Origin of the sequence: Snodgrassella alvi (assembly GCF_002777425.1) — a bacterium.
Taxonomy (GTDB): domain Bacteria; phylum Pseudomonadota; class Gammaproteobacteria; order Burkholderiales; family Neisseriaceae; genus Snodgrassella; species Snodgrassella alvi_B.
This window is the reverse complement of sequence record NZ_MDVC01000001.1, coordinates 18556-45161: the sequence shown is the minus strand read 5'-3', so window position 1 is coordinate 45161 and position 26606 is coordinate 18556. Positions and strand designations below refer to the sequence as shown.

General features: G+C 44.5%; 29 protein-coding genes. 16 read left to right on the top strand and 13 right to left on the bottom strand.

Annotation, left to right across the window (positions count from 1 at the left end):
* Nucleotides 1-28: 28 nt before the first annotated feature.
* The 6 genes from argA to aroQ form a co-directional block, all read right to left on the bottom strand.
* Nucleotides 29-1366 carry an amino-acid N-acetyltransferase gene (gene argA / locus BGI33_RS00265; RefSeq protein WP_100089388.1) on the bottom strand — a complete coding sequence of 446 codons (1338 nt, stop codon included), beginning with the start codon at nt 1364-1366 and terminating at the stop codon, nt 29-31.
* Nucleotides 1363-2163: a hypothetical protein gene (locus BGI33_RS00260; RefSeq protein WP_143557246.1), complete on the bottom strand. Its 801-nt coding sequence runs from the start codon at nt 2161-2163 to the stop codon at nt 1363-1365. Before BGI33_RS00260 ends, argA begins: the two co-directional genes overlap by 4 nt.
* Before the next feature lie 124 nt (nt 2164-2287).
* Nucleotides 2288-3184 (bottom strand): 50S ribosomal protein L11 methyltransferase, encoded by an 897-nt coding sequence (gene prmA, locus BGI33_RS00255; RefSeq protein WP_100089463.1) that lies wholly within the window; start codon nt 3182-3184, stop codon nt 2288-2290.
* Between the two features lie 91 nt (nt 3185-3275).
* Nucleotides 3276-4634, bottom strand: a complete 1359-nt coding sequence (accC, locus tag BGI33_RS00250; RefSeq protein ID WP_100089386.1) for an acetyl-CoA carboxylase biotin carboxylase subunit — start codon at nt 4632-4634, stop codon at nt 3276-3278.
* Between the two features lie 46 nt (nt 4635-4680).
* Entirely contained in the window at nt 4681-5148 is a 468-nt protein-coding gene (gene accB / locus BGI33_RS00245) for an acetyl-CoA carboxylase biotin carboxyl carrier protein (protein WP_100089385.1), read from the bottom strand.
* A 41-nt stretch (nt 5149-5189) separates the two neighbouring features.
* Entirely contained in the window at nt 5190-5648 is a 459-nt protein-coding gene (gene aroQ / locus BGI33_RS00240) for a type II 3-dehydroquinate dehydratase (protein ID WP_100089384.1), read from the bottom strand.
* 1006 nt (nt 5649-6654) lie between these two features.
* On the opposite strand from aroQ, the gene queA reads away from it, so the two are divergent.
* The 6 genes from queA (at nt 6655) to pntB (ending at nt 12969) form a co-directional block, all read left to right on the top strand.
* Entirely contained in the window at nt 6655-7695 is a 1041-nt protein-coding gene (gene queA / locus BGI33_RS00235) for a tRNA preQ1(34) S-adenosylmethionine ribosyltransferase-isomerase QueA (protein WP_100089383.1), read from the top strand.
* An 11-nt stretch (nt 7696-7706) separates the two neighbouring features.
* Nucleotides 7707-8099 carry a lactoylglutathione lyase gene (gene gloA, locus BGI33_RS00230; RefSeq protein WP_100089382.1) on the top strand — a complete coding sequence of 131 codons (393 nt, stop codon included), beginning with the start codon at nt 7707-7709 and terminating at the stop codon, nt 8097-8099.
* A 223-nt stretch (nt 8100-8322) separates the two neighbouring features.
* Nucleotides 8323-8640, top strand: coding sequence for a quaternary ammonium compound efflux SMR transporter SugE (gene sugE, locus BGI33_RS00225; protein ID WP_100089381.1), 318 nt, complete (start codon nt 8323-8325; stop codon nt 8638-8640).
* A 148-nt stretch (nt 8641-8788) separates the two neighbouring features.
* Nucleotides 8789-9730: a siderophore ABC transporter substrate-binding protein gene (locus BGI33_RS00220; protein WP_100089380.1), complete on the top strand. Its 942-nt coding sequence runs from the start codon at nt 8789-8791 to the stop codon at nt 9728-9730.
* Between the two features lie 308 nt (nt 9731-10038).
* On the top strand, nt 10039-11577 hold the full coding sequence (locus BGI33_RS00210; protein WP_100089378.1) for a Re/Si-specific NAD(P)(+) transhydrogenase subunit alpha: 1539 nt from the start codon (nt 10039-10041) through the stop codon (nt 11575-11577).
* Between the two features lie 12 nt (nt 11578-11589).
* A complete protein-coding gene (gene pntB / locus BGI33_RS00205) occupies nt 11590-12969 on the top strand; it encodes a Re/Si-specific NAD(P)(+) transhydrogenase subunit beta (RefSeq protein ID WP_100089377.1) in 1380 nt (459 codons plus the stop codon).
* Between the two features lie 418 nt (nt 12970-13387).
* Here the strand turns inward: pntB and mog are convergent, their stop codons facing one another.
* Nucleotides 13388-13963, bottom strand: a complete 576-nt coding sequence (mog, locus tag BGI33_RS00200; protein WP_100089376.1) for a molybdopterin adenylyltransferase — start codon at nt 13961-13963, stop codon at nt 13388-13390.
* 70 nt (nt 13964-14033) lie between these two features.
* Here mog and moaC point away from each other — a divergent pair, with 70 nt between their 5' ends.
* The 3 genes from moaC to BGI33_RS00185 all read left to right on the top strand — a co-directional run bounded on the left by moaC (nt 14034) and on the right by BGI33_RS00185 (nt 16832).
* The gene (gene moaC, locus BGI33_RS00195) at nt 14034-14519 is read left to right on the top strand and encodes a cyclic pyranopterin monophosphate synthase MoaC (protein WP_100089375.1); all 486 of its coding nucleotides are present in this window, start codon (nt 14034-14036) and stop codon (nt 14517-14519) included.
* Nucleotides 14520-15578: 1059 nt separating this feature from the next.
* The gene (locus tag BGI33_RS00190; protein WP_100089374.1) at nt 15579-16322 is read left to right on the top strand and encodes an XRE family transcriptional regulator; all 744 of its coding nucleotides are present in this window, start codon (nt 15579-15581) and stop codon (nt 16320-16322) included.
* Between the two features lie 189 nt (nt 16323-16511).
* Nucleotides 16512-16832 carry a tetraacyldisaccharide 4'-kinase gene (locus tag BGI33_RS00185; RefSeq protein ID WP_100089373.1) on the top strand — a complete coding sequence of 107 codons (321 nt, stop codon included), beginning with the start codon at nt 16512-16514 and terminating at the stop codon, nt 16830-16832.
* A gap of 311 nt (nt 16833-17143) precedes the next feature.
* Here the strand turns inward: BGI33_RS00185 and BGI33_RS00180 are convergent, their stop codons facing one another.
* Nucleotides 17144-17416 (bottom strand): DksA/TraR family C4-type zinc finger protein, encoded by a 273-nt coding sequence (locus BGI33_RS00180; RefSeq protein WP_100089372.1) that lies wholly within the window; start codon nt 17414-17416, stop codon nt 17144-17146.
* 671 nt (nt 17417-18087) lie between these two features.
* Between BGI33_RS00180 and BGI33_RS00175 the strand changes: the two genes are divergently transcribed.
* From BGI33_RS00175 to BGI33_RS00165, 3 genes are all read left to right on the top strand, one after another.
* Nucleotides 18088-18417, top strand: coding sequence for a four-helix bundle copper-binding protein (locus BGI33_RS00175; RefSeq protein ID WP_100089371.1), 330 nt, complete (start codon nt 18088-18090; stop codon nt 18415-18417).
* A 171-nt stretch (nt 18418-18588) separates the two neighbouring features.
* Entirely contained in the window at nt 18589-19245 is a 657-nt protein-coding gene (locus tag BGI33_RS00170; protein WP_100089370.1) for a hypothetical protein, read from the top strand.
* 17 nt (nt 19246-19262) lie between these two features.
* Nucleotides 19263-20381: an XRE family transcriptional regulator gene (locus BGI33_RS00165; protein ID WP_100089369.1), complete on the top strand. Its 1119-nt coding sequence runs from the start codon at nt 19263-19265 to the stop codon at nt 20379-20381.
* A 111-nt stretch (nt 20382-20492) separates the two neighbouring features.
* Here BGI33_RS00165 and dapB read toward each other — a convergent pair whose 3' ends face one another.
* Together dapB and BGI33_RS00155 are read right to left on the bottom strand one after the other, a co-directional pair.
* On the bottom strand, nt 20493-21305 hold the full coding sequence (gene dapB, locus BGI33_RS00160; protein ID WP_100089368.1) for a 4-hydroxy-tetrahydrodipicolinate reductase: 813 nt from the start codon (nt 21303-21305) through the stop codon (nt 20493-20495).
* 3 nt (nt 21306-21308) lie between these two features.
* On the bottom strand, nt 21309-21692 hold the full coding sequence (locus tag BGI33_RS00155; protein WP_100089367.1) for an outer membrane protein assembly factor BamE: 384 nt from the start codon (nt 21690-21692) through the stop codon (nt 21309-21311).
* A 129-nt stretch (nt 21693-21821) separates the two neighbouring features.
* Here BGI33_RS00155 and fur point away from each other — a divergent pair, with 129 nt between their 5' ends.
* The 3 genes from fur to dapD are packed head-to-tail and all read left to right on the top strand — an operon-like array spanning nt 21822 to nt 23899.
* Nucleotides 21822-22256, top strand: coding sequence for a ferric iron uptake transcriptional regulator (gene fur, locus BGI33_RS00150; RefSeq protein ID WP_100089366.1), 435 nt, complete (start codon nt 21822-21824; stop codon nt 22254-22256).
* Between the two features lie 26 nt (nt 22257-22282).
* Nucleotides 22283-23065: a leucyl/phenylalanyl-tRNA--protein transferase gene (gene aat / locus BGI33_RS00145; RefSeq protein WP_100089365.1), complete on the top strand. Its 783-nt coding sequence runs from the start codon at nt 22283-22285 to the stop codon at nt 23063-23065.
* 15 nt (nt 23066-23080) lie between these two features.
* Complete coding sequence (dapD, locus tag BGI33_RS00140; protein ID WP_100089364.1) at nt 23081-23899, top strand: 2,3,4,5-tetrahydropyridine-2,6-dicarboxylate N-succinyltransferase; 819 nt, start codon at nt 23081-23083, stop codon at nt 23897-23899.
* A 111-nt stretch (nt 23900-24010) separates the two neighbouring features.
* On the opposite strand, the gene BGI33_RS00135 is transcribed toward dapD, so the two are convergent.
* From BGI33_RS00135 to BGI33_RS00125, 3 genes are all read right to left on the bottom strand, one after another.
* Nucleotides 24011-24304: a hypothetical protein gene (locus BGI33_RS00135; protein WP_100089363.1), complete on the bottom strand. Its 294-nt coding sequence runs from the start codon at nt 24302-24304 to the stop codon at nt 24011-24013.
* A gap of 2 nt (nt 24305-24306) precedes the next feature.
* Nucleotides 24307-24714: a phage holin family protein gene (locus BGI33_RS00130; RefSeq protein ID WP_100089362.1), complete on the bottom strand. Its 408-nt coding sequence runs from the start codon at nt 24712-24714 to the stop codon at nt 24307-24309.
* 86 nt (nt 24715-24800) lie between these two features.
* On the bottom strand, nt 24801-25115 hold the full coding sequence (locus tag BGI33_RS00125) for a DUF883 family protein (protein WP_100089361.1): 315 nt from the start codon (nt 25113-25115) through the stop codon (nt 24801-24803).
* A 223-nt stretch (nt 25116-25338) separates the two neighbouring features.
* Here BGI33_RS00125 and BGI33_RS00120 point away from each other — a divergent pair, with 223 nt between their 5' ends.
* Nucleotides 25339-26202, top strand: coding sequence for a phosphoribosylaminoimidazolesuccinocarboxamide synthase (locus BGI33_RS00120; protein ID WP_100089360.1), 864 nt, complete (start codon nt 25339-25341; stop codon nt 26200-26202).
* Nucleotides 26203-26606 lie beyond the last annotated feature (404 nt).

The window sequence follows — 26606 nt, the reverse complement described above, 5'->3', positions numbered from 1 at the left end:
GATTGTAAAAGATTTTTGCTGGCCGCGTTCAAAGTTGGCGGCGAAATATTTTCGAACGGCGTTTATTGCTGGTGTACTGTTGCTGCCGCTCTGCCGGTAATTGTGCCAGTGTGGCACTGCTGAAGCCACGTTCGACAAACCAGTCGCCGGTATGGGTGCTCAGGGCAAACAGTGCCTGTAGCTGTAACTCTTGTGCCTGTTTGATGACATGTGCCAGCAGCAGCTCGCCGTAGCCGCGCGCACGCGCATCCGGGGAAACAATCAGGCAGGCCAGCTCACCAGCATTTTCCTCGGGATAAACATGCAGAGCTACGCAGCCATAAACGTAGCAATCCTGTTCCAGCACGGAAAATTCATGGATATGGTTTTCCATGTACTCACTGTCGCGCGGCAGTAGAACACCGGTAGCTTCCAATGGGGCAATCAGTTGCAGAATTTCGCCGATGTCTTTGTTTTCAGCCGGGCGGATACGCATGAACGGCGCTTTGGCCATGGCGGTGCCACTGCCTTCGCGGGTAAATAATTCCTGTAGCAGGCTGCCGTCCTGCAGGCCGGAAAGAACATGCACGCGTTGTACGCCATGTTCGAGTACGTGTGCCGCAGTCTGTAATAGCTCAGTCTGGCGTTTATCGGTGATGTTTCTGGCCAGAAGCTGACGGATTTCAATACAGTTCAGTTTACTGATGGTTTGCTGCTGTTCATCCAGCAAACCTTGCTGGGTACCGAGAAAAATCAGTTTTTCCGCACTAATGGCTTCGGATACAGCCTGAGCAACTTCATTTACCTGTAAACGATAACACTGACCACTAAGTGAGTGACCAATTGGGCTGATTAATACCAGTTGATTGTGTGCCAGACGCTCTTCAATGGCGGTCGCATCCACTTTGCGTACACAGCCGCTGTAGCACATATCAATACCATTAATTACGCCTAGTGGTTTGGCACGCAGAAAATTGCCACCAGCAATGCGTATATTGGGTGTACTGTGTTCCATTATCTGTGTCGGTATCATGGACAGTGCTGCTTCCAGATTGAAGCGAGCTATGCCACTAGCCTGTTTGACCAGCTCAAGAGCAGCCTCATCGGTAATAGGATTTTCATCAATACTGATGGCAGTGCTGCGACCGGCTATGGCCTGAATATATTGGCTGCAACCGTGAATGATGACCAGCCGCATGCCAAGACTGGTGAGTAACAGTATATCGGCAGCCAGTGCAGCCAGTTTGTCACTTACCAGAACATGGCTGCTGATGGCCAGTACCAGAGTCTTACCATTAAAATGATGAATATAAGGAGAAGCCTGCCGAAAATCGTGAATAAAGCGGTTATTGTGAAAAAATTCTTGATTACCTGCACGGGTGTTCATTTTACTGCCATTAAATAAAATAACTGCATCATCAGTACCGTTAATGCAACAATTGTGGCCAGTGTCCAGTTAAATTCTTTGGATAATTTGTCCTGCTGGTGGTGCAGGAATTCTGTTTTGGCATGGATGGCATCGGTTTTTTCGATCGCATCATTGAGCAGCAATGGTACATCTGCCTGATTTGGGTTGTCATTAGGCAGTAAGGTAAAAACAAGATTATTCAGGTTATTCACATTACTGTTCATGGATATATTGGTGGTGTTTTCCTCCGGCACAGGTACCGGTGTATTGGTAGTGGCCGGTATTTCTTTTGCCGGAGCCTGTGCAAGAGCAGGATTACGCAGCAATTCACTGCTGGCCAATTGCGGCTGCGGCGTAGATAAATGTTCTGGTTCCGGTTCGGCTACTGCCGGCTGGCGGATTTCAACTTTATTGGCCACCTGATTTAACAGTGTATTCAGGTTCGGCCGCTTATCGATGACTGCGGTATTTTTGGGCGTAGGTGCACTGGTATAGATTTGTGTTTGCGCGCGTTTTTTTGGGGGGGGCTGATTCAGTGCGCTGCTCAGCATATCCATGACTTCTTCGGCACTCAATACCTGCTGGCCGGAAGCAGAATTGTCGTTTTTGCTGGGCGCAGGCTGCGGGGTAACATTTTTACTGTTCCGGATTTTGGATACAACAGTAAATTTGTACTGACACTCACGACACACAACACGTCCTCCATCGCGTGGCGGTGTCATTACGGTGTTTTCTGCATGGCATTTGGGACAAATAACAGTAATTGTTTTAGACATGATTATTTCAGTAAACCAAAATAGTTAAAAAAGGAGGAAATTCAGTACTGTCAAAAGCGGATAGCCGTTAAATTGCATTCGCGTGTCGTATCAGTGCTATTAGACAAATGGCAGTGCCGGGTGATTATGCTCTTTTACGACCACTAATGCATACCCAGCCATCCAGTGTTATGGGTGGATTCAAATCAAACCACTGGCGATAAATTTCACTTAGCTCTTCCGTCTGTTCAGCCAGAATACCTGATAGAACAATTTCGCCACCAGTGCGCGTACGTTCAGCCAGCATTTGCGCTAGCAGACGCAGCGGATTGGCCAGAATATTGGCGATAACAATATCGAACTGCTGTTCGGCAGGCAGGTCGTCTGGCAGGAAAAAATCGGCATTTACCTGATTCTGTAGCGCATTGTCCTGACTGGCGCGTATAGCTTGTGGATCGATGTCTACACCACATGCACGGCCAACTCCCAGTTTTAGTGCTGCGATTGCCAGAATGCCTGAACCACAGCCGTAGTCAAGCAGAGTTTCACCGCCACGCACATGTTTATCCAGCCATTGCAGACACAAGTGGGTAGTGGGGTGGCTACCCGTACCAAATGCGAGTCCGGGATCCAGTTGCAGATTAATCACACCCGGCTCAGTTGGCTGATTATGCCACGAGGGCGTTATCCATAAGCGGGAAGAAATCTGAATCGGGTCGAACTGTGATTGCGTCAGTCGTACCCAGTCCTGCTCAGGAATGGTTTCCAAATAGTAATGCGGCATGTCAATGGCGCAATCCCGTGCAGCAGCAGACACGATGGCTTCAATATCGGCATTTTCATCAAATAGTGCCACAATATTGCTTTGCAGCCATACCTGCTCAGTGGGCATATCTGGTTCACCAAAAATTGGCTGCTCATTATCATTACCGGCATTGGCGTCTTCAATAGCAGTACTCAATGCGCCGTTTTCAATCAGTGCATCGGAGAGCTTATCAACCTGGTCTTGTGTAACTGTGATGACAACTTGTTGGTAGTGCATGGCTTTTTTACCGTATGTGGATGTTTTATAAAACTTCAGGCAGCCACTGCGGCTGCCTGTAAACAAAAGCGCAATGTACGCGTATTGTAAATTATTTTTGTGCTTCTTTGTGTTTTTGTAACCATTGCTCAAGATAGTGAATACTTTCACCACCCTGAATAAAGCCCGGATCAGCAAAAATGTCGCGATGCAGGTTGGTATTGGTTTTTATGCCTGTAATGGCCAGTTCCCGCAGGGCTACACGCATTTTGGCGATGGCTTCTTCGCGGTTACGGCCGAGAGTACAGACTTTACCAATCATACTGTCGTAGTAAGGCGGCACGGTATAGCCCTGATAAATATGGCTGTCGATGCGCACGCCATTGCCACCGGGCTGGTGGCAACTGGTAATCAGGCCGGGGCTGGGGACAAAGGTGTACGGATCTTCGGCATTAATCCGGCACTCAAAAGCATGTCCCTGCAAGCGGATATCAGCTTGGGTATAGGATAACGGCAGGCCGGAGGCAACACGGATTTGTTCCTGCACAATATCCACACCGGTAATCAGCTCAGTAATGGCATGCTCTACCTGGACACGGGTATTCATTTCAATGAAGAAAAATTCGCCGTCTTCATACAGGAATTCAAAAGTACCTGCACCACGGTAGCCGATGCGCTTACAGGCAGCCACACAGGCAGTACCGATACGTTCCCGTTCTTCTGGTGTGATAAACGGCGCTGGTGCTTCCTCAATTACTTTCTGATGGCGCCGCTGCATAGAGCAGTCACGTTCACCCAGATAGATGGCATTGCCATGCTCATCACACAATATCTGGATTTCAATATGGCGCGGTTTTTGCAGATAGCGTTCCATATACACGGCTGGATTGCCAAAAGCTGCGCCAGCTTCGGTGCGGGTCATTTCTACCGCAGCCAGCAGGTCTTCAGCTTTTTCCACCACACGCATACCGCGACCGCCACCACCACCGGAAGCTTTAATAATCACCGGATAGCCAACTTGCGCACCGATTTTTTCAATTTCATGTGGGTCTTCCGGCAAAGCACCGTCTGAACCGGGCACACACGGCACACCGGCAGCCTGCATGGCCTTTTTGGCAGAAACCTTGTCTCCCATATGGCGGATGGTTTCTGGACGTGGGCCGATAAATACAAAACCGGACTGTTCCACCTGTTCGGCAAAACCATCATTTTCAGCCAGAAAACCATAGCCGGGATGAATAGCATCCGCATCGGTAACTTCAGCTGCAGAAATCAGGGCAGGAATATTCAGATAACTCTGGGCAGAGCTGGCCGGGCCAATGCACACAGATTCATCTGCCAGCTTCACATGTAAGGCATCACTGTCGGCTTCCGAATGCACAGCTACAGTTGCAATACCTAGCTCGTGGCAGGCGCGCAGAATGCGCAGCGCAATTTCGCCACGATTGGCAATAAGAACTTTTTTTAACATAAGGCAATACCTTGTAAGAAACGGGAAATATTACTGATATTGAGAATTACTCAATAATAAACAGCGGTTCACCGAATTCAACAGGCTGTCCATTAGCTATAAGAATTTCTTTCACCACGCCACTGTGATCAGCTTCGATTTCATTCATCAGTTTCATGGCTTCAATGATACACAGGGTATCACCAGCATTAACCGTCTGGCCCACTTCAACAAACGGTGCGGAATTGGGGCTGGCTGCCCGGTAAAAAGTGCCCACCATCGGTGATTTTACCGCCTTGCTCAGATCGGGGGCGGCAGCTTCCGGTGCAGACGCAGTTGCTGTTGTTTCTGTGGCTGCCGCCGCAGGAGCTGCCATCATAGCAGGCTGTTGTTGCATCGGTGCTGCATATACTGGCTGGGTTGCCGCAGTAGTACGGGTAATGCGTACCTTTTCCTCACCTTCGGTAACCTCGATCTCGGCAATGCCGGATTCTTCTACCAAATCAATGAGTTTTTTCAGTTTACGTAAATCCATATTATGAACCCTTGTGTGTTTCGACTTGGCCGCAATAGGTATTAGTGTTGGCGGCTGGTCTCTTGAATGTATTCAATTGCCCGATGTAATGCCGCTTCGTAACCATATACGCCCAGACCACAGATTACGCCCATGGCAATATCGGACAGATAGGAATGGCGCCGGAAAGCTTCGCGGGCATGTACATTGGAAATGTGTACCTCAATAAATGGTTTGCCGGCAGCAGCAAAAGCATCACGGATGGCCACACTGGTATGTGTAAACGCGCCCGGATTAATGATAATAAACTGGGTATCATCAGTTAAAGCGGCCTGAATGCGTTCGATCAGAACATGTTCAGCATTACTTTGCAGTGTTTCCAGTGTCATACCGGCTGCCTGTGCCTGTATCCGCAGTTTCTGGTTGATGTCTGCCAGTGTGGCATGACCATATATATGCGGTTCACGCACACCCAAAAGATTAAGATTGGGGCCGTTTAAAACCAGAATAGAGGCACTCATAGATTTATTGGTTTTAGCAAAATTGCGTCATTTTTGCCGAAAATGCGCGCAGATGTCCAGTGTTTTCGTATTTATTTCACTGTATAAATGATATCCTGCTGTGCGGCTTATAGCCTGGCAGCCTTATTTTGCGTGCACACTACTTAAATTTTTGTCTGAATGATGACAGGAATTGAGAGAGTAGAAATATAAATGTCAGGCAAGCTGTTAAAGGCACAATAATCGGATCTTCTTTTATCAAATGGTAATTCATTCATTATGATTTAGTCATAGTAATAAACAAGACCTTCTTCAATATTCTTAACTACTAACTCATCCTCAGTTAGAATTTTTCCGTCTCAGATATAATCAGGTTTGTCTTTTGGTATAACTTTACCAACAGGATTATTGTGAAAATAAAAATATCCATTATTAATAATTAATGCTTTTATCATTATTAAAGTACATCAAACCTTTAGAGCATGAACATGTAACAGTTTGATAACTTGCCAGGCTTTTTCTGCCTTCACCCCAGATAATGTTTGTAATTTCATCATAACCAAGCTTCATGAAATAATATATAAGCAATTTTAAAGTAGAGAGCTAATACATAAAACAATGATTAAATATAATATTTTGGTTTTTTGTTTACTGTTCAGGTAGCTTATTGGGTTAGTTTAAATTTCGTCTTTCCATAGTTGCATACTTACTAGCGGTATTAAATGGATGAATAACAGAATTAAACCATAGTGTTACTTTAAACACTTATCGTTTTTTGTGATGATTATTTAAAAATAATTAATGTTTGGTGGTTTGTTATGGTGCTGATTAAGATAGGATAAAGGTATGATTTGAAATTAAATTTCAATATTGAAAACAGAATTAATGATAAAAATACTTAAGATAACATTGATTTCCGGGAAACCGGCTAATTGGCCTCTGGCCAGTATGCTATCGCATGCTACTGCTTCGCAGCTTACCGCAGCAGGCATATAATACGTCTTTTGCCGTTTTCAGGCACTAGTACATGCATATTAATGATTTTGACTTTGATTTGCCGCCAGAACTGATTGCGCAGCATCCGCCAGCCGAGCGTGGTAGCAGCCGTTTACTGGTTGCTCTGCCCGGACAACAGCCGGCAGACAGCGAATTTACCCGGCTGGCTGACCATATTGCAGCCGGTGACGTATTGGTATTTAACAATACCCGTGTAATGAAAGCCCGCCTGTTTGGCCACAAGGCCAGTGGTGGGCAGATTGAGGCGTTGATTGAGCGCGTGCTGGACGCGCATACCGCGCTGGCACATGTGCGTTCATCCAAATCACCCAAACCGGGTACGGAACTGATTTTTGAAGGTGGCCTGCATGCACATATGCAGGCACGTCAGGGTGAGCTGTTTGTGCTGCACTTTGCTGGCAGCCAGACAGTATGGGAGTTGCTGGCCGCTCACGGGCATCTGCCTTTACCGCCATACATTACCCGTTCGGCCGATAATGACGACGATGAACGTTACCAGACAGTATATGCCAAACATGAAGGTGCAGTGGCTGCACCGACTGCCGGTTTGCATTTTACTGATACCCTTTTGCAACAATTGCGTGACAAAGGCGTGCATCTGGCCGAAGTAACCTTACATGTCGGTGCTGGTACTTTTCAGCCGGTGCGGGTAGAGAATATCGCCGAGCATCATATGCACAGTGAATGGTATGACGTGAGTGAAACGGTAGTGGCAGAAATAGAAGCTGCGCATGCCCGTGGTAATAAAGTCTGGGCAGTGGGTACCACCGCAGTACGCGCACTGGAATCTGCCGCGCGCAGTGGAAAATTGCAGGCCGGGCAGGGAGATACCAATATATTTATTACCCCCGGTTATCAGTTTAAGGTTATCGACCGCATGATTACCAACTTTCACCTGCCCAAATCAACGTTACTGATGCTGGTGAGTGCTTTTAGCGGTTATGATGAAATCCGTGCCATTTACCAGCACGCCATAGCAGCACAATACCGTTTTTTCAGTTATGGCGATGCCATGCTGCTGGGTAATCTGGCGCAAACAAAAACAGAATAAAGGAACAAATCATGAGAATGTTGCATACTATGCTTCGTGTAGGTGATCTGGATAAATCACTGGCGTTTTATCAGGATGTGTTAGGCATGAAACTGCTGCGACGCGAAGATTTTCCCGGCGGCCGTTTTACTCTGGCCTTTGTCGGCTATGGTGAAGAATCCAATAGCACCGTACTGGAATTAACCTATAACTGGGATACCCATGCCTATGAGCTGGGTAGTGGATACGGACATATCGCTATTGAAGTAGACGATGCTTATGCTGCCTGCGATGCTGTGCGCGCTAAGGGCTGTCGGGTAACACGTGAAGCCGGACCCATGCAGCATGGCACGACAGTAATAGCGTTTGTGGAAGACCCCGATGGCTATAAAATTGAATTTATCCAGAAAAACAAATCTGCATAATCAGCTGGCGGTATTTTAAGCCTTAAAGTGTCACCAACTGCTAAGATTATGCCAAATGGCCGTGATGCCATCTGCTGCTGCATCATGGTTTCTCAGTGCTTGACGCTGGCTTTGTCAGCCTACTATGATGCGGTTATTCACATGCTTATACATCCGGTCTGGGACGACTCGGCCGGTAAATTCTCATGCAGGACGGCCTGCATTAGCCTGTACAGGAACAATCATGGCTTGGCTGTCATTATTACTGGCCGGATTACTGGAAGTAGTCTGGGCCATTGGTCTCAAATATTCACAGAATTTCACTAAACTGACGCCCAGTATCATTACTCTGGTGGCTTTGATTGGCAGTTTTCTGCTACTGGCACAGTCGATGCGCTCCTTGCCGGTAGGGACAGCCTATGCGGTATGGACCGGAATTGGTGCGGTGGGTGCAACCATTGTAGGTATTATTGTTTTCAGGGAACCGGCCGGTGCCATGCGCCTGATTAGTCTGGCACTAATTATTATCGGTATCATTGGTCTGAAATTTGGTGCCCACTAAAGCATCGCCGTGTTTAGCCGGTTGCCAGTTTCTGCTGAAAATCACCTGTTTACAGTTTACAGCCATTAATAACAACCGACAGGCTGGACTTTTGCCTTAATATAAATAATAATTATTATCATTATTTAACGCAAAAAGGTAATTTGTCATGAAGAAAATTCTGGCGATAGCTGTGTTATCTGCATTAGCTCTGGGGCTGAGTGCCTGTCAAAGTACAACACCGGTTAAGGTAGCGCAGACAGGTGAAGAATTGAAGCTGCCGGCAGCACCACAAAAAATTGTGGTGATGGATTTTGGTGCACTGGATACCTTGGATGCACTTCGTGTCGGTGACAGGGTAGTTGCCGTGCCAGAGCAGAGTATACCCAGTTATCTACACCAGTATCAGAACAATCAGGTACAGAATGCAGGTCAAATGAAAGAGCCGGATATGGCCGCTATTCAGGCACTCAAACCAGACCTGATTATTATGAGCGGACGCCAGAATGCTTTCTATAAAGATTTAAGTGCCATTGCTCCTACCTTGAATTATTCAGTTAATGCTGCAGATGGGCATTATTATGAGGATGTGAAAAAGCAAATCCGCCAGTTAGGAAAAATTACCGGTAAGGAAACACTGGCGCAACAGCAAGTGAAAGCGTTAGACCTGAAAATGGGTGCGGCGCGTGAGCTGGCACAACATTCAGGCCAGAAAGCCATTGTGGTGCTGCATAATGACGGCCATGTCATGCTGATGAATCAAGGCACTTATCCGGCACTGATTTTTGATGAGCTGAAGATTAAACGTGCTGTGGCTGCGGATGTGCTGCCCACACCTATTATCGGTGATAATGGCAGGCCTGCCCCCGTAATGGTGGATAGCCAGTTTATCAACCAATACCAGCCAGATATTGTCTATGTTGTTGACCGCAGCAAAGCCATCGGCAAAACACCAATGCGCAATGACTATTTTGATGACAAAGTATTGCAACGCGCCGGTACAAAAGTAATCTATCTCAGTGCAGACTTATGGTATCTGTCTGGTAACGGGCTGGAAAGTCTGAACCAGCAGATTGATGAAGTTGTGAAACCCTTGAATGACGTTAAATAACATCACTTAATACTCAGCCAAAGCCAGCCATTACTTCTGATGGCTGGCTTTTTTGTATCACGTACTTGTCTATTCTTTCTGAAGCAGATATTTGACTTTTATCTGCGTCAGTTTGATGTTATTGTTAATTTTTTTAAATCAGACAGCAATAACGCCATCATTGCGGTTTTATCGCCCTGTTTTCGATACTATAGCGGTTGTAAAAGCAGCATAGAATATTGCTGTTCTGGCCTGCCAGTGGCCTGATGGCATATCAATTACTGTCAAAAAATTGATTTTTACGGCACCTTCCTCGGAAAGGAATAAGAATGAAGATAGGTATTCCACGCGAATCTCTTGCCGGTGAAACCAGAGTAGCGGCTACGCCGAAAACCGTTACCCAGCTGATTAAATTGGGGCATGAAGTTATTATTGAACATGATGCCGGCAAAGCGGCCAGCCTGTCTGACGGGCTGTATCATGAAGCTGGTGCAACCGTGGCTGATGCTGCAACCGTCTGGCAGTGCCCGCTGATATTTAAGGTAAACGCGCCCAATACTGACGAAATTGCGGCCATGAATGAAGGTACGATTCTGGTTAGCTTTATTATGCCGGCACAGCAGCCAGAACTGCTTGAACAGTTGCAGGCGAAAAAAATCACCGTGCTGGCCATGGATATGGTTCCGCGCATTTCGCGCGCGCAGGCGATGGATGCACTGTCTTCGATGGCCAATATCAGTGGCTATCGCGCCGTTATCGAAGCTGCGGAAAACTTTGGCCGTTTTTTTACCGGTCAGATTACTGCTGCCGGTAAAGTACCACCGGCTGAAGTACTGGTCATCGGTGCCGGTGTGGCTGGTCTGGCCGCCATTGGAACTGCGCGCCAGCTTGGTGCCGTAGTCAATGCTTTTGATACCCGACCAGAAGTAGCAGATCAGATTGAGTCCATGGGCGGTAATTTCCTGCATCTGGACTATCAGGAAGAAGAAAGCAGCAGTGGTGACGGCTACGCCAAAACCATGAGTGCTGCCTACATTGAAGCAGAAATGAAACTGTTTGCCGAGCAGGCCAGACAAGTTGATATCATTATTACCACGGCGGCGATTCCGGGCAAACCAGCCCCCAAACTGATTACCCGCGACATGGTAGACAGTATGCGCGAAGGTTCGGTAATCGTTGATCTGGCTGCTGCAACTGGCGGTAACTGCGAATATACCGAGCCCGGTAAAATCATTACCACAGCCAATGGCGTGAAAATAATCGGCTATACCGATATGGCCAACCGGCTGGCTGGCCAGTCTTCACAATTATATGGCACCAATCTGGTGAATCTGGCTAAATTACTCACGCCTAATAAGGATGGCGAATTAGCGCTGAACTTTGAAGACGTGATTATCCGTAACATGACTGTGACCCATGAAGGCAACAGCATGTATCCGCCACCACCAATCCAGGTGTCCGCCGCACCCAAAGCGGCACCAAAGGCCGTAGCGCCCACTACTGCTGCGCCGGCAGTACAGCCGGATACGGCAAAGAAAAAAATGATTTGGGCGGCTATTGCCGTTATGCTGGTGTTATGGGTTGGCGCCGTGGCTCCGGTGGCCTTTCTCGACCACTTTATGGTGTTTGTACTGTCCTGCGTCGTGGGCTACTTTGTAGTATGGAATGTGAATCATTCCCTGCATACGCCGTTAATGTCGGTAACCAATGCCATTTCCGGCATTATTGTACTGGGTGCATTGCTGCAAATCGGGCAGGGACACGGTTTTGTGTCGTTGCTGGCCTTTATTGCGGTGGCCATTGTCAGTGTCAATATCTTCGGCGGCTTTGCTGTTACCCGTCGTATGCTCAATATGTTTCGTAAGTAAGGGAGAAACAGGATGTCTCAAGGTATCGTAACTGCCGCCTACATCGTTGCTGCCGTATTGTTTATTCTGAGTCTGGCCGGGCTGTCGCAGCAAGAAAGTGCCAGACGCGGCTGCTATATGGGGATAGCCGGCATGGCCATCGCCCTGATTGCTACTGTTTTCAGCCAAGATGCGCACGGATTGGGCTGGGTGATTATTGCCATGGTAATAGGCGGTGCAGTTGGCCTGCAACAGGCTAAAAAAGTAGAGATGACCCAGATGCCGGAGCTGATTGCTATGCTGCACAGCTTTGTTGGTCTGGCCGCTGTGTTGGTAGGCTTTAATAGCTATATCGATCCGCACAATGTAGATTCGGATATGTTCACCATTCATCTGATTGAAGTTTTTCTGGGTGTATTTATTGGTGCGGTCACATTTAGCGGCTCTCTGGTGGCGTGGGGTAAACTGAATGGCAAAATTGCCAGCAGCCCCCTGCAACTGCCACACCGCCATCTGCTTAATCTGGCTGCCCTGGTATTGTCTTTCCTGCTGATGCTGTGGTTTGTGGGTGTGGATGGTTCTGGCTTTGCGCTGATTGTGATGACCCTGATTGCACTAGCCTTTGGTTACCATCTGGTAGCCTCAATTGGTGGGGCGGATATGCCAGTAGTAATTTCCATGCTCAACTCCTACTCAGGCTGGGCTGCTGCCGCTGCCGGTTTTATGCTTGACAATGATTTACTGATTGTTACCGGTGCACTGGTGGGTTCTTCCGGTGCCATTCTATCGTATATCATGTGTCAGGCCATGAACCGCAAGTTTCTGGCAGTGATTGGCGGTGGCTTTGGTGCAGCACCCGTAGCTGCTGGTGGCGACAATACTCCTGCCGGTGAAGTGCAGGAAACCACGCCGGAACAAGTAGCCAAAGCATTGAAAAATGCGCATAGTGTTATCATTACCCCGGGCTATGGCATGGCTGTGGCACATGCTCAGAATGCAGTGGCTAGTATCACGGCCAAATTGCGCCAGCAGGGTGTGAATGTGCGCTTCGGCATTCATCCAGTGGCCGGCCGCCTGCCCGGGCACATGAATGTACTGTTGGCTGAAGCCAAAGTACCATATGATGTAGTACTGGAAATGGACGAAATCAATGATGATTTCAGTGATACCGACGTGGTATTGGTGATTGGTGCCAATGATACCGTTAATCCGGCAGCGGTTACTGACCCGAACAGCCCCATTGCCGGTATGCCGGTATTGCATGTCTGGGAAGCCAAAAATGTAATTGTCTTCAAGCGTTCCATGCAATCTGGCTATGCGGGTGTAGATAATCCATTATTTTATGAAGAAAATGTCAGAATGTGTTTTGGTGATGCCAAAGCAACATTGGACGAAGTGGATAAAAATATCTAAGCAGTAGTTAAAAATACAGTCTGGAAACTATCCAGACTGTTTTTTGTTGCTAAAAAGATTATCCCCAGCAGCTATAGTACAATCATAGCTTTAGCAGCTAACATAACCACTGTGCGACTGTAACTACTTTATGTTAAGCCAGACTACACAGCTCCCGTAACAAATCAAAAGATGCTTACACATACACATAAGCAATAATCTGCCACCATGTCATTAGTTTTGGCTTTTTTGTTACTACCATGCCGTTATTCAAGCGACAGGTTATGCAAATCTTCAACATACTTGATGACATGCACTCGCTGGTGTGTAGCAAAAGCCAGAATAAGCAGTCAATCACCCCATATAATGCGCTAATACACCAGAAAACGTTAGATTGTTAATTGAAAATCAGTTTTTAGCAGCTTTCAAAAGCTCAGCATCAGCGCTTGGGCAACACCACCGGACAGAAATCCGCATCAGTCTGAATCAGCGGACCGCCAACGGCATCCACCGCAATCGGTATCGAAGCAAAAATTCCCGGAATTAGCGTTTTACCATGCTCATCTTTTACCCCGCCCAGCGTTTCAGCAATGGCAGTCGGTTTACCGGGTAAATTCAGAATTAGACTGTTTCCACGCAATACGCCTACCTGACGCGACAGAATAGCCGTGGGCGTAAAGTGTAAACTGATTTGCCGCATCAGTTCGCCAAAGCCGGGAATTACCCGGTCGGCCACTGCTAGCGTTGCTTCTGGTGTCACATCGCGCAGATAGGGGCCAGTGCCACCAGTAGTAAGAATCAGCGGGCAAGCTTCCTTATCCGCTAGCTGCGTCAGTGTACTTTCAATCAGAGCCTGCTCATCCGGTATCAGATGTTCGACCAGTTCCAGCGGATTCAATACCGCCCGCTGCAACCATTTTTTCAATTCCGGCAAACCCTGATCAGCATAAACACCAGTAGATGCCCGGTCACTAATAGAAACCAGACCGATTTTTAATAAAGGTAGTGTGCTCATATCAAACCATTCCCAGCAGCAAAAAGGCAATTATTGTAATATAGACCTTTTAGCCTGTCAGTGAAGCAAGATGAATTCAGACGAGTTAACTCATTTCAATAGCCGTGGCGAAGCTCATATGGTAGACGTAGGTGCCAAGCCACACAGTAAGCGTATTGCCATTGCAAGCGGTACAATTAGTGTCAACGACAATGCCTATAGCAAAATACTTAGCGGTGACAGCAAAAAAGGTGATGTACTTGGTGTCGCTCGGATTGCAGCCATACAGGCGGCCAAACAAACCAGTAATCTAATTCCTCTGTGTCATCCCATCGCCCTGACCCGGGTGAATGTGGATTTTAATCTTGATGACGAAAAGCGCAGTATAACCATCTGCGTACAAACCGAAAACACGGGACAGACTGGCGTGGAAATGGAAGCCTTAACCGCAGCCAGCATCGGCCTGCTGACCATATATGATATGCTCAAGGCAGTAGACCGCAGTATGACTATCAGTGACATTTGCCTGCAACATAAAGAAGGTGGCCAGTCAGGCAGTTGGCAGCGTCAGCCCTAAAATAATGATCAGCATTTGCAGTTAGTGAATATCACTGGCTGCATCTGGCGGTAATAACGATAATTTATTGAGCTTAAAATATTCTGTAACCGGAAAAGCCGTTTAATCTTTCAAACTTTTGTTAATAAAATATCCAGATAATCCAGAAGCTGTCTATTCATCCGAGTATTGATTACAGAGCATCCAATAGCTAACAAGTTTTATATATTTCATATTGTTACGCAGCGCGCTATTTTTAACTTTGAAGTAACATTTCTTTTAATATCTGTATAAAAAAAGATAAGTAAAACTGAAATGAAGATTGAATAATAGTTCAATAGCATTAAAATAATGATAAATCTTGATAATAAATTAATGATATAATCAAATGTATTTACAAATTAACTTGTATAAATAAATTTAAGTTTTTTGTTGTACAAATTGAGTTTATATTTAGAATATCGCAAGTTTTATGAACTGAAAGGATAGTAAGCAGTAAGATAAACCAGAAAAATCAGTTTTAAATAAATAATTATTCAAGTTTAATTATAGAATAACTTATGTTTATTTTATGAAAAAAAGGCTATAAAATTAACACAAGTTCACATATAATATGTTTATAGCCCGCCCCTTATATAAAGCAAACTTTACCAATGGTTGTAATATTACGTGTTAACTTACGATTGCCTGATTGTATATACAGTGATTTAGGCGCAAATTAACTCATGTCCAAGCATTTTCTTGTACATGACGACATGGTATCATCAACGCTTACCCGATAGAGATATCATATTAAGCAGCTATAGTGCAGTACAAGTAATTGATGCTACACCAGTAAGCTTAAATAGCAACTTTGGCTTAAATTTATAATGTTAGTTTGGAATATATTTAATGTGTTGAATTGCTACTCCTAATATATATACATGCTAAATTATATCGCAAAAGTTATTTTTAGCAAGGTTTAATTTAATTTTATATAGCTGAATGTTGTATTTAATTAAACTTTAAATTGTAAATGATTGTTTAATAATAAATTTTAAATTAAACCTTACATTGTTTTTATTTGAAGGTAATTCAAATATGGAAAATTTTAATGTTGGCTTTGCCTCCAGAATGCAGGAAGTAGTGGATATTCTCGGCAGTGTATCTGAGTTGTCCAGAAGAGTAGAGGTAGCGTACCCAACAGCATCAAAATGGGTTAGAGACGGAGCAGAACCCAGTACTACCAATCTGATAAAAATAGCTCGTGTTGCACAGGTAGAAATAAAATGGCTGGCAACAGGCATAGGGCCAAAATTTGACCAGAAAAATGCAAAGTATTACGCAGAACTGCCTAATCCACTGGCAAAGAATACGCCTATCGGTGAAACCGATTGTGGTTATGGCAACCATCCTCATGCAGTCTGTGCCAGCGATTATGCATTTATTCCAGTATGTTCAACCGAAAACCCGGATAATATTGAAGCCACAGAAGGCAAAGCAATGTGTACCATTGCCTTTAACCGTAACTGGCTGGAAAATTATCTGAATGTAGATCCGCAAAAACTCAGTACCCTGATTGTCAAGGATGACAGCATGACCGGTGTGCTAAACGATGGCGATCATGTGCTGATTAATCACAGTAAAAAAGCTGGAGGCGATGGCCTGTATGTGTTACGCATAGGAAAGAATATTCTGGTAAAACGTACACAACTCAAACCAAATAATCAATTGCTGGTAACATCAGCCAATAATGCTTATGAACCATTCACTATCGATTTGGCTAATAGCGAACAGGATTTTGAAATTATCGGCAAAGTAGAGTGGTTTGGTCGCAAGATCTAAACCGCTGAAGTATGCTATATCTGGTTGTATGCATTGTAGCTGGTAAACCAGAAACCACTAATTAAACCCGAATAAAGTCTGTTTATCGGTTATAGTGATTTTTATATAATTAGAAAGATACAGCATAGCGCTTGCCTGCACCGAAAAGCAGATGCATGCAGATATGTGCTACTAAAAGCATGTTCATTAATGTGTGCAGATCAGGCCGGTGGTGTGTCAATCATCCATAGCACATTAAATTATGCTGATTTTTATTGCCTGAACCAGCCGCGGCAGACTGCTCAAGCAATAGAGTTTGCAGGCAAGCATTGTGCAGCTATCGCTGCTATTGGCCGACCAGAGCGCTTTTTTCAGGCATTACAAACTTTAGGCATTGATTTGAAGCAAACCATTGCGTTGGACGACCATGTCGTGATTAAACCAGCAGACTGGCCTGAGGCGGATGTGATATTTATTACCGAAAAGGATGCAGTTAAGCTGACTATGCCTTTGCAACATAATTGCTGTTAGTGGCAACGGATAGAACCAATACACTTAATGGCATAGTTAGTTATGATTATCAAATCGATTTTCTATCGGGCTGATTTACTGCTTTCAACATATCAGACTAATTGTGCCAAACAAGTTTTTCAACTTCAGATACAGAAATAATACCGGTACATCAATAGTGGGCTTAAAACTTCATACTGACTTTAAGCACTAAATTTCAGGCCATTACCATCACTTTTTCCAATAAATATTTATCATTTAAATAGAAATTGTGTGAATCTTTGCACAGTGCAGGCCATTCGATCTGTGCCTGATAGCCCAATTCAATCAGCCTAGCGTAGCTGACTGTCCTTACTGCCACGCCGGTTATATAAACTGAATGTTTTCTGTATTTCCTTATCACGTTCGGTTTGACAGCCAACACAAAAGCGCACGCCCTGAATTGCCTGACGGCGTGCTAATGGAATAGCTTCACCACACTCTTCACAAAATTCTGCACTTTCTGTTGCCTGTTCCATCTGCTGGCGTACATGATTGAGGGCATCTGCTATTGTGCTCTCTATCTGCTGGTTTACAGCATCATCTGAAGCCCATCCACTAGCCATAATAAATTCCTTTAAATATCAGGGTATTGAAATGGGGTTGTTCATTTGATTTTCAATATACTGCTGATTAATATCGTTATTGTCAGACTGGATGCTTAGATAAAATCATTGCCGCAGCCATCAAGAAAAAACACAAGATAAACGGACAATGCCGGCTGCGAGTAATGATTGGTCTGAAATGATTAAAATGAGCGCCGAGAAACGATGATTGTTGTAGTTGAAAGCGATTGTGACCCATTTATCCGCGCGGCAGTTATAGTGTTTTGTACAAATCTTATTAAATAAAATTTGATATACAATGGGTTACATTATATTTTGTATCGATTGTCATATTGCTGTGTTACTTTGTAGTGAAACAGCGCCTGTTAATTATTCAACCCATTTGCTGACAGGGCAGGCTTGAAAGACAAATAATTGTAAATTTAGAAAATAATCATTCAAACCATCAATTTTAAAATCATTCCTGAATTTTCCACTGGCCAGTTTACAGTAACAGGCAGTTGATATTGTGTATTTGGCATATATTGATTATTTGCTAGTAAAAGTTAAATAAACATATCTAAATCATATATTTATTTACTTCTGGCTGGATTGCAATATGCGCTATGGTTTTATAGACTGATTTTGATTTCTCTTGTTAAATCAAAATATTGTTGAAAAGGATGCGAATCATGGATGCGCTGAAATTTAAGGAATGTGTAGAAGCATGTAACTGTTGTATAGCCTTGTGCCAGTATTGCTCAACAGCCTGTCTACAGGAAGATGATGTCAAAATGATGGCTAAATGTATCAGTCTGGATCTGCAATGTGCTGAAATGTGTGCCCTTGCGGTTAATTTTATGTGTAAGAACAGCGCTTTTGTCCCACAGGTATGCCAGCTATGTGCTCAACTATGCCGCGCTTGTGCGCAGGAATGCGGGCGGTTTGATATGGGGCACTGCCAGCGCTGTGCCGAAGCCTGCAATGCCTGTGCAGACAAATGTATGGCTATGGCGGCCTGATTCATTTACTAATCATCCGGCCATTGTTGCAGACAATGGCTTTTAGTTATGGACTAAATAATTAAGCATAAATATACTTTTTATCTAAAAAAAAGGGTTTTAGAAAAATATTGATTCTTGTTCAATTTCCTATTATTATACCTCATATTGATGTCTACAAATAGGAAATTTATGTTTAATCTAACAGTAGTTGAACCTTTATTTGATTCAATTTTTATCAGTGATAAAAATCAGGTTCGCAAAGAATTATTTGATATTGATTCACGATTAACTCCAGAATTTTTTGTAGAAGTAGTTTCGGCAGCATTACTTAAGGTTCATGATACTAAATCTCACTATTTCCCAAAATTTACTTTTAATAAAATATTGCCAGACTATATTGTGGCTTCAATGCGTGAAAAGTTATTACCTTTTGGGTGGGTTTCACGTGAAGGGCGTGGTGAAATAGCTTATACTATTACTCCTGATAGATGTAGTGCACTATATGTATGTACTGGAACTAAAGATGTAGCTGTTGAATATGCTTGTCCTTGTAATACTGCGAGAAAAGGTTCTGAATTAAGTAAAGCACTTTCACAATCAGAATTTTATTTTGATCATAAAACCAAAATTTTTGTACTTTTGTTTCATCACGATTCAGAAGAGTTAAAAATGGAACTATCGATTCCAGCTGATTTTAAAAATGGGTATGTTAAAGCGTGGAAGAAACGAATTCTTTTACCAAGCATAAGTTTCAATTCTGTTAGTGACAGACTTATCGCACGAATACCTGACCCTGTGAAAGCTGAAAAGATTGAAATTAGTCGAAAGATAGGTTCTAGTAAGTAATTTGAATAGGTGTAATTATGTTTAATCCACGTCGGCTTGAATTTGCTTTAGACCGGCGCGGGCTATCTAAGGCTGCGCTTGCAGATGCATTAGGTGTTACTACCAGAACAATTAGTAATTATTTAGCTGGTATTAGTGAGCCTGATCTGCAATTGTTGGGGAGAATTCTGCAATTCTCTCCTGATTTTTTTGTTATTAATGATGATTTACCAGTACTCAGTGATCATCAGGTAAGTTTTCGAGCTAACTCTAAAACTTCTAACCGATTAAAACGTTTGGCATTAACTTACGGTATTATTGCTTTTATGCTAAATGATTGGTTTGATGAGCGTTTTGAGCTTAAAAAAACTGATTTGCCAGATTTATCGGACTACAGCCCTGAGACAGCTGCACACGTGCTTAGGTCTGAATGGGGATTAGGTATTCGACCTATTGCAAATATGGTGGAATTACTTGAGTCAAAAGGAATTAGAGTCTTTTCTTTGGCGATTGAAGCTATAGAAGTAGATGCTTTTTGCACTTGGAACAGAAATATACCTTTTGTTTTTTTGAATAATAAAAAATCAGCCGAACGTAGTAGATTTGATTCTGCTCATGAACTTGGGCATCTTGTTCGCGATGTTTATAGTATGAAACATGACCTGTATTCATCAAACAATAATAATGATGCGGGACCATTTTGTGAATGTAGTGTGAATGACAATAGGACTATCGAAAAAAATGCAAATGAATTTGCTTCAGCATTTCTCATGCCTAAAGATGCTTTATTGCCCTTTCGTAATCAATCAATAAACAGCATTGAACAGCTACTTAAATTAAAATCAGTTTTTGGAGTTTCAATAGCAGCGCTAGCTTATAGATTATATAAACTGGAAATAATTTCGGAATGGACATACGCAAGAGTATTAAGTCCCCAAATAGCTAAATTGGGGTATAGAAAAAAAGAACCTCAACCTATGCGTAGAGATACTTCTAAAGTATGGCCACAATTATTTAATTATTTGGATGAAGATAAAATATCAATTAAGGATATTGCAAATGAATTAAATATTGATTCTAATGATATTGTAGATTTGACTTTTGGTTTGGTAAGCAATAAACCTCATTCTATGTATCATCTAAAGTTGATTAAGTAAATATAATGTAAAATATATAACTTTAATTTATAAATTTAGTGTGTTAAATTTCTAAAGAAAAAGGTTAGTAATTTATGCTTACTAACCTTTTTCATTTAAGACTAGTGTAGTTTATTTTAATTCTAGCACATCCTGCATATCAAATAATCCCTGCTGATGCTGGCGCAGCCATACTGCTGCACGGACAGCACCATTGGCAAAAGTAGCGCGGCTGGAAGCTTTGTGACTGATTTCCACACGTTCGCCATCGGTAGCAAACAGGGCAGTGTGGTCACCAACAATATCACCAGCACGAATAGTGGAAAAGCCGATGGTTTGTGGGTCGCGAGCTCCTGTGTGTCCTTCGCGGCCATAAACTGCGCAGGTTTTCAGGTCACGGCCAAGGGCATCGGCAATCACTTCGCCCATGCGCAGCGCAGTGCCAGAAGGGGCATCTACTTTGTGACGATGATGCGCTTCTATAATTTCAATATCGTAGCCTTCGTTTAACACGCGTGCTGCGGTATTAAGCAGGGCAAAGGTCAGGTTTACGCCCACGCTGAAATTGGGCGCAAACACAATAGCCGTTTTTTCAGCAGCATCAGAAATGCGCTGTTTGCCAGCCTCATCAAAGCCGGTGGTGCCGATCACGTCCTTAACACCGAGGCGTTCGCAAATAGCCAGATTGCTGAGTGTGGATTCCGGTTTGCTGAAATCAATCAGTACATCGGTATTGTCCAGTACTTTTTCGGGGTCGTGACAAATGCTCACGCCAAGTTCCAGCCCGATGGCAAAGCCGGCATCCAGTCCGATAGCCGGTGAGGCATTGTGTTCCAGTGCACCACTTAATACACAATCGTGCCGCTGGCTGATACTTTGAATAAGGGCTCTGCCCATGCGGCCGTTGGCACCGGCAACAGCCACTCTCAAGCGAGATGTAGACATAAGTTACTCCGTTTTTTCAGGCACAGCAGTGGTTATTGGCTGCGGTTGTGCAGTGATGACATCACCTTCGGCATGAATCAGTTTGCCATTAGCATCAAAATAAAGAGTCAGTTTTCTTTCTTCCTGAATCTCGCTGGCGCGGGTAATTACATACAGATAATCCCAGCGGTTGGCATGAAACGGGTCGCGCAGTAATGGTGTGCCAAGCAGCATTTGTACCTGCTCACGGCTCATGCCGGGCTGTAATGAATTCACCACATTCTGGTCAAGTAATTCATTACCCTGAATGATTTTGAGTTTGTACGACGGGATTTGTGCCAGTTTGGTTGTAGAGCAGGCACTCAGGCCGAGAGCGGCCACTGCCAGCAGGCAGTATATTTTTTTCATGCTGATACCTCGGAGCTGGGACGAAACAGTTAGCAATGGCGATGGCGACATTGTATGACACCCAGTGGGCAATTGCCTTAAAAGTGCGTATTATAGCGAGTATTATCATCTAGTGGTGAAATAAGCATCATGAATAACAATGTAGCTCAACTGAAAGATAACGGTTTAAAGGTGACAGGGCCCAGACTGAAGATTCTGGAGCTATTTGAAGCTCAGCCCGAAGAGCACCTGAGTGCAGAAGATGTATACCGGCGCCTGCTGGATGAAGGGGTTGAAATCGGCGTAGCCACCATTTACCGCGTACTTACCCAGTTTGAACAGGCCAATATTTTGTTGCGCCACCATTTTGAAACCGGCAAGGCAGTTTATGAACTGAATCGTGGCGGCCATCATGACCATCTGGTTTGTATTAAATGTGGCAAAGTAACTGAGTTTTGCAGTGAAGAAATTGAAACACTGCAAAAGAAAATTGCCGACGATAACGGCTACCGTATTGTTGACCATGCGTTGTATATGTATGGTGTGTGTGGCGAATGTCAGCAGTTTGAGAGTAAACACTTCTGAACTGAATAAGGGCAGGATGTGCGTGTATGAATCAGCCTGAATACCGGCCATGTATTCCGGTGCTGTGTAGTGAAAATCTGGATTTTCCTGATATAGAGCCTGCGCAGAGCCAGCGTGATGGTCTGGTAGCCATCGGCGGTGATTTAAGCCCGGCACGAATACTGGCCGCCTACCGGCGAGGTATTTTTCCGTGGTATGCGCCAGATGAACCAATTATGTGGTGGGCTTTTGCGCAGCGGATGGTATTGCTTCCGGCTGAATTGAAAATCAGCCGTTCGCTAGCGAAAAATCTGCGTAATAAACCCTATGCGGTAACGATGAATTATGCTTTCCGGCAGGTTATTACCAACTGCGCGCAAACGCCACGTAATGGCCAGAACGGCACATGGCTGGTGCCGGAAATGCAACAGGCGTATTACACGTTGCATCAACAGCAGCATGCCTGTTCATTTGAATGCTGGTATCAGAACGCGCAGGGGCAGGCTTTTCTGGCAGGCGGTTTATACGGCGTGTTGCTTGGGCAGATATTTTATGGGGAATCCATGTTTGCCCATGCTGGCGACGCTTCCAAAATTGCCTTTGTCCATGCTGTACATTATTTGCAGCAGCAGGGTGTACCGCTGATTGACTGTCAGGTTTATACCGATTATTTGGCCAGCTTCGGTGCGCGGGAAATTCCGTTTACTGATTTTGCCGCCTGTCTGCATCAGTTTAATGCACAGCCACTGCCACTGCCTGTTAAGCCACAGGTACTGGCCGACAATGGTGTTATCCCTTTACCCGGCGATAGTCCTTACCTGAATCATTGATTATAGGAATACTTTATGTCTTTACAACAAGTGATTGAAACTGCTTTTGAAAATCGTTCCGAAATTACCCCTTCTTCTGTAACTGCGGAAGTAAAAGAAGCGGTAGCAGAAACTTTGCAGCAACTGGATAGCGGCTGCCTGCGTGTGGCTGAAAAACAGGGCAATCAGTGGCAGGTTAATGAATGGGCGAAAAAAGCAGTATTACTGTCATTCCGAATCAGTGACAATGTCATTGCCGATGATGCGGTAAACCGCTATTTTGACAAAGTGCCCACCAAGTTTGCCGGCTGGAGCGCGGCTGATTTTCAGCAGGCTGGTTTTCGTGCTGTGCCGGGCGCAGTGGTGCGTGCTGGCAGCCATATCGGTAAAAATGTGGTGCTGATGCCTTCATTTGTGAATATAGGTGCATTTGTTGATGAGGGCACCATGGTAGACACATGGGCAACTGTAGGTTCATGCGCCCAGATTGGTAAACATGTTCACCTCAGTGGGGGCGTGGGAATTGGCGGCGTACTGGAACCTTTGCAGGCTGCACCAACCATTATTGAAGATAACTGCTTTATCGGTGCCCGTTCTGAAATTGTTGAAGGGGTGATTGTTGAAGAGGGCAGCGTGATTTCCATGGGCGTGTTTATTGGCCAGTCCACTAAAATCTACGACCGTGAAAGTGGTGAAATCACTTATGGCCGTGTGCCAGCCGGTTCTGTAGTCGTGTCTGGCAGCCTGCCGGCCAAAGATGGCAGCCATAGCCTGTACTGTGCTGTGATTGTGAAAAAAGTGGATGCCAAAACCCGTGCCAAAACCAGCGTGAATGAATTATTGCGTGGTATTTAAGCTTAAATCTGTTTGCAATAAATAAAAGCCTCTTACTACCAGTAAGAGGCTTTTATATTGGGATGGGCAGATTACATATCTGGCAAAATCCATCGTATTGATTTTATCAATCTAAGACCGACGGATGGACCGATTGATTTTGCTGGCCATCAGCGAGGCAACAGTCAATAATGCACCTACCAGTATCTTGTTACGCCAGCGTTTGGGTTTATTGGCCAGTTTCAGTGCCAAACCACCAGCCGGAATTTTATCCACGATATTCAGTGAACGCTGCCACAGGTTTGATTTAGTGGCATGATTACCATTTTTAAGCTGTTCGGCCAATAGTTTTAATCGCGCACCTTGTGCCTGTAGGTTAAGCAGCTCACGTTGCTGTGCTATATTCCGCTTACCGAATTTACTCATATTCAGTGTTCTCCATTAGCCTTGGCATTGCTTGTGTGTTTGAGATAGCTTATATCTTTATTTATGGCTGCGAATGTTTCAGTCATAAACTGACTTTGTTTGCGCAGTAATTTAACAATCAGAATGGTCAGAAGCAGGATTAAAAGTAAAAACAGAATGGCAATGCCAAAAAACACCCATACTTTGGCCTGTGGTGTGAGTAGGGTATTCAGACCGAATAACAGACTGATAAAGCCCAGAAAAAACACCACCCCAGCCAGCACCACAAGCACCATCAGTACAATAATACTTTGTAGCTGGGCAATGGCATCCAGCCGCAGCATACGTGCACGAATCCACAATAACTCGCTACCGTATGTCAGCCAGATTTTTAGCTTGCGCAAATCGCGGCCAAGATTACCTATACTCATGCCATGGTATCCGTTTAAGAGTGAATCATATTCAGGCAATTGGTATGTTTACCGTATTGCCTGAATGTAGCCTGTGCTGGCAGTGTTCAGCGTTTGCAGCGTCCCAGCATAACACCGGCAATAAAGCCAGCCGCGGCGGCGATGCCCATGGCGTAATATGGCTGTTCATGTACCAGCTCATCGGTGCGTTCGGCTGTGGCACGGGCTTTTTCGGCCAGTGTGCTTTCCAGATCGCTCAATTTGGATTTGGTATTACCCAGTTTTTTGCGTAGCTGGTCTTTCAGCTCCTTGGCCTGATCAGAACCATTGTCACTGGCGTTGTCATATAAATCTTCAACTTCATCCAGCACAGAGCGTACTTCTTTCATTAAATCTTCTTTTTGGGAATCAAAATCAGCCATGATCATTCTCCTAACAAGTGGCGTCAAAATACTGACAATATCAAAATCAACAGCCAGCTTAACCTGTGTCGTGCAGCAAACAGACTGCCAGTTTTGTTGCAATATCGGTTAAAATAATTATTGGCTGCTAACATCTGTTACACAAGAACTACCTTAGCACAAGGATATGTTTTTGCACAGATATTGATCTGTTAGCAATTGACCGTTTTAATGGGGATGGATAATGAGCGAGCTGGCGTTAGAGAAAATATATTCGGGTAAAGTACGGGATTTGTATGCAATTGACGGGCAGCACATGCTGATGGTCGCCACTGATCGCTTATCCGCTTTTGATGTAATTTTACCTGAACCTATAACAGGAAAAGGCGAAATTCTTACCCAGATATCCAATTTCTGGTTTAAAAAACTGCAACATATCATGCCAAACCATTTTACTGGTGCAACAGTTTATGATGTGCTGCCACGCGAGCAGGCGGATAAAATTGCCAAACGAGCAGTCGTAGTGAAAAAGCTGACACCGCTGAAAATCGAAGCCATTGTCCGCGGTTATCTTTCCGGCAGTGGCTGGCGCGATTATCAGCAGACAGGTGCGGTTTGCGGCATTCAGTTACCGGCAGGATTGCGCGAAGCCGAACAGTTGCCGGAAGTGATTTTTACCCCATCCAGCAAAGCTGCTGTAGGCGACCATGATGAAAACATCAGTCTGGCACAATGCACCACCTTGCTGGGTGAAGAACTGACCAGACAGGTAAGCACCAAAGCGATTGAGCTGTATACCGAAGCAGCCACTTATGCCCGTAGCAAAGGCATTATTATTGCTGACACAAAATTCGAATTCGGTTTGGATGAGAATGGTACATTAACTTTAATGGATGAAGTGCTTACTCCTGATTCCAGCCGTTTCTGGTCGGTAGATAACTATCAGGTTGGTACCAATCCACCTTCATTTGACAAACAGTTTATTCGAGACTGGCTGGAGGCATCCGGCTGGAATAAACAGCCGCCAGCACCGCAAGTACCGGCCGACATTATTGCCAAAACACTGGCTAAATATCAGGAAGCACTGCATTTACTCGCAGAAGTGTAAGTATTTATTCAGAGTGGCAGATAAACAGCCTAGTCAGTAACTGCTTGTGATGTGATAAATAGCTGACAGGAATATTCCGGCTGGAATATAACATGCCAGTACGTGAAAATAGCAAACACAGTATTGGCTGGGCGAAGAGCGAATTAATTGCTGCTATTCATGATTAAAGAAATAAGTGGTTGGCCATGCAAGCCAGCCATCATCACTGATTCCTTTTAAGGAAATTCTGCTTTAACCAGACAGATATTATCCGTATGCTTACTAGGATTTAACATTTACCCAGTGTTAAAAGCAAAACTTAGCCTTAGCAGGAAGCATTTGTTTTAAACAACACCCGTATTAGCCGGCCACGTGCCGGTTTTTTTATCTGCATTCCGGCAGATTGAATTCATTAATATTTACTT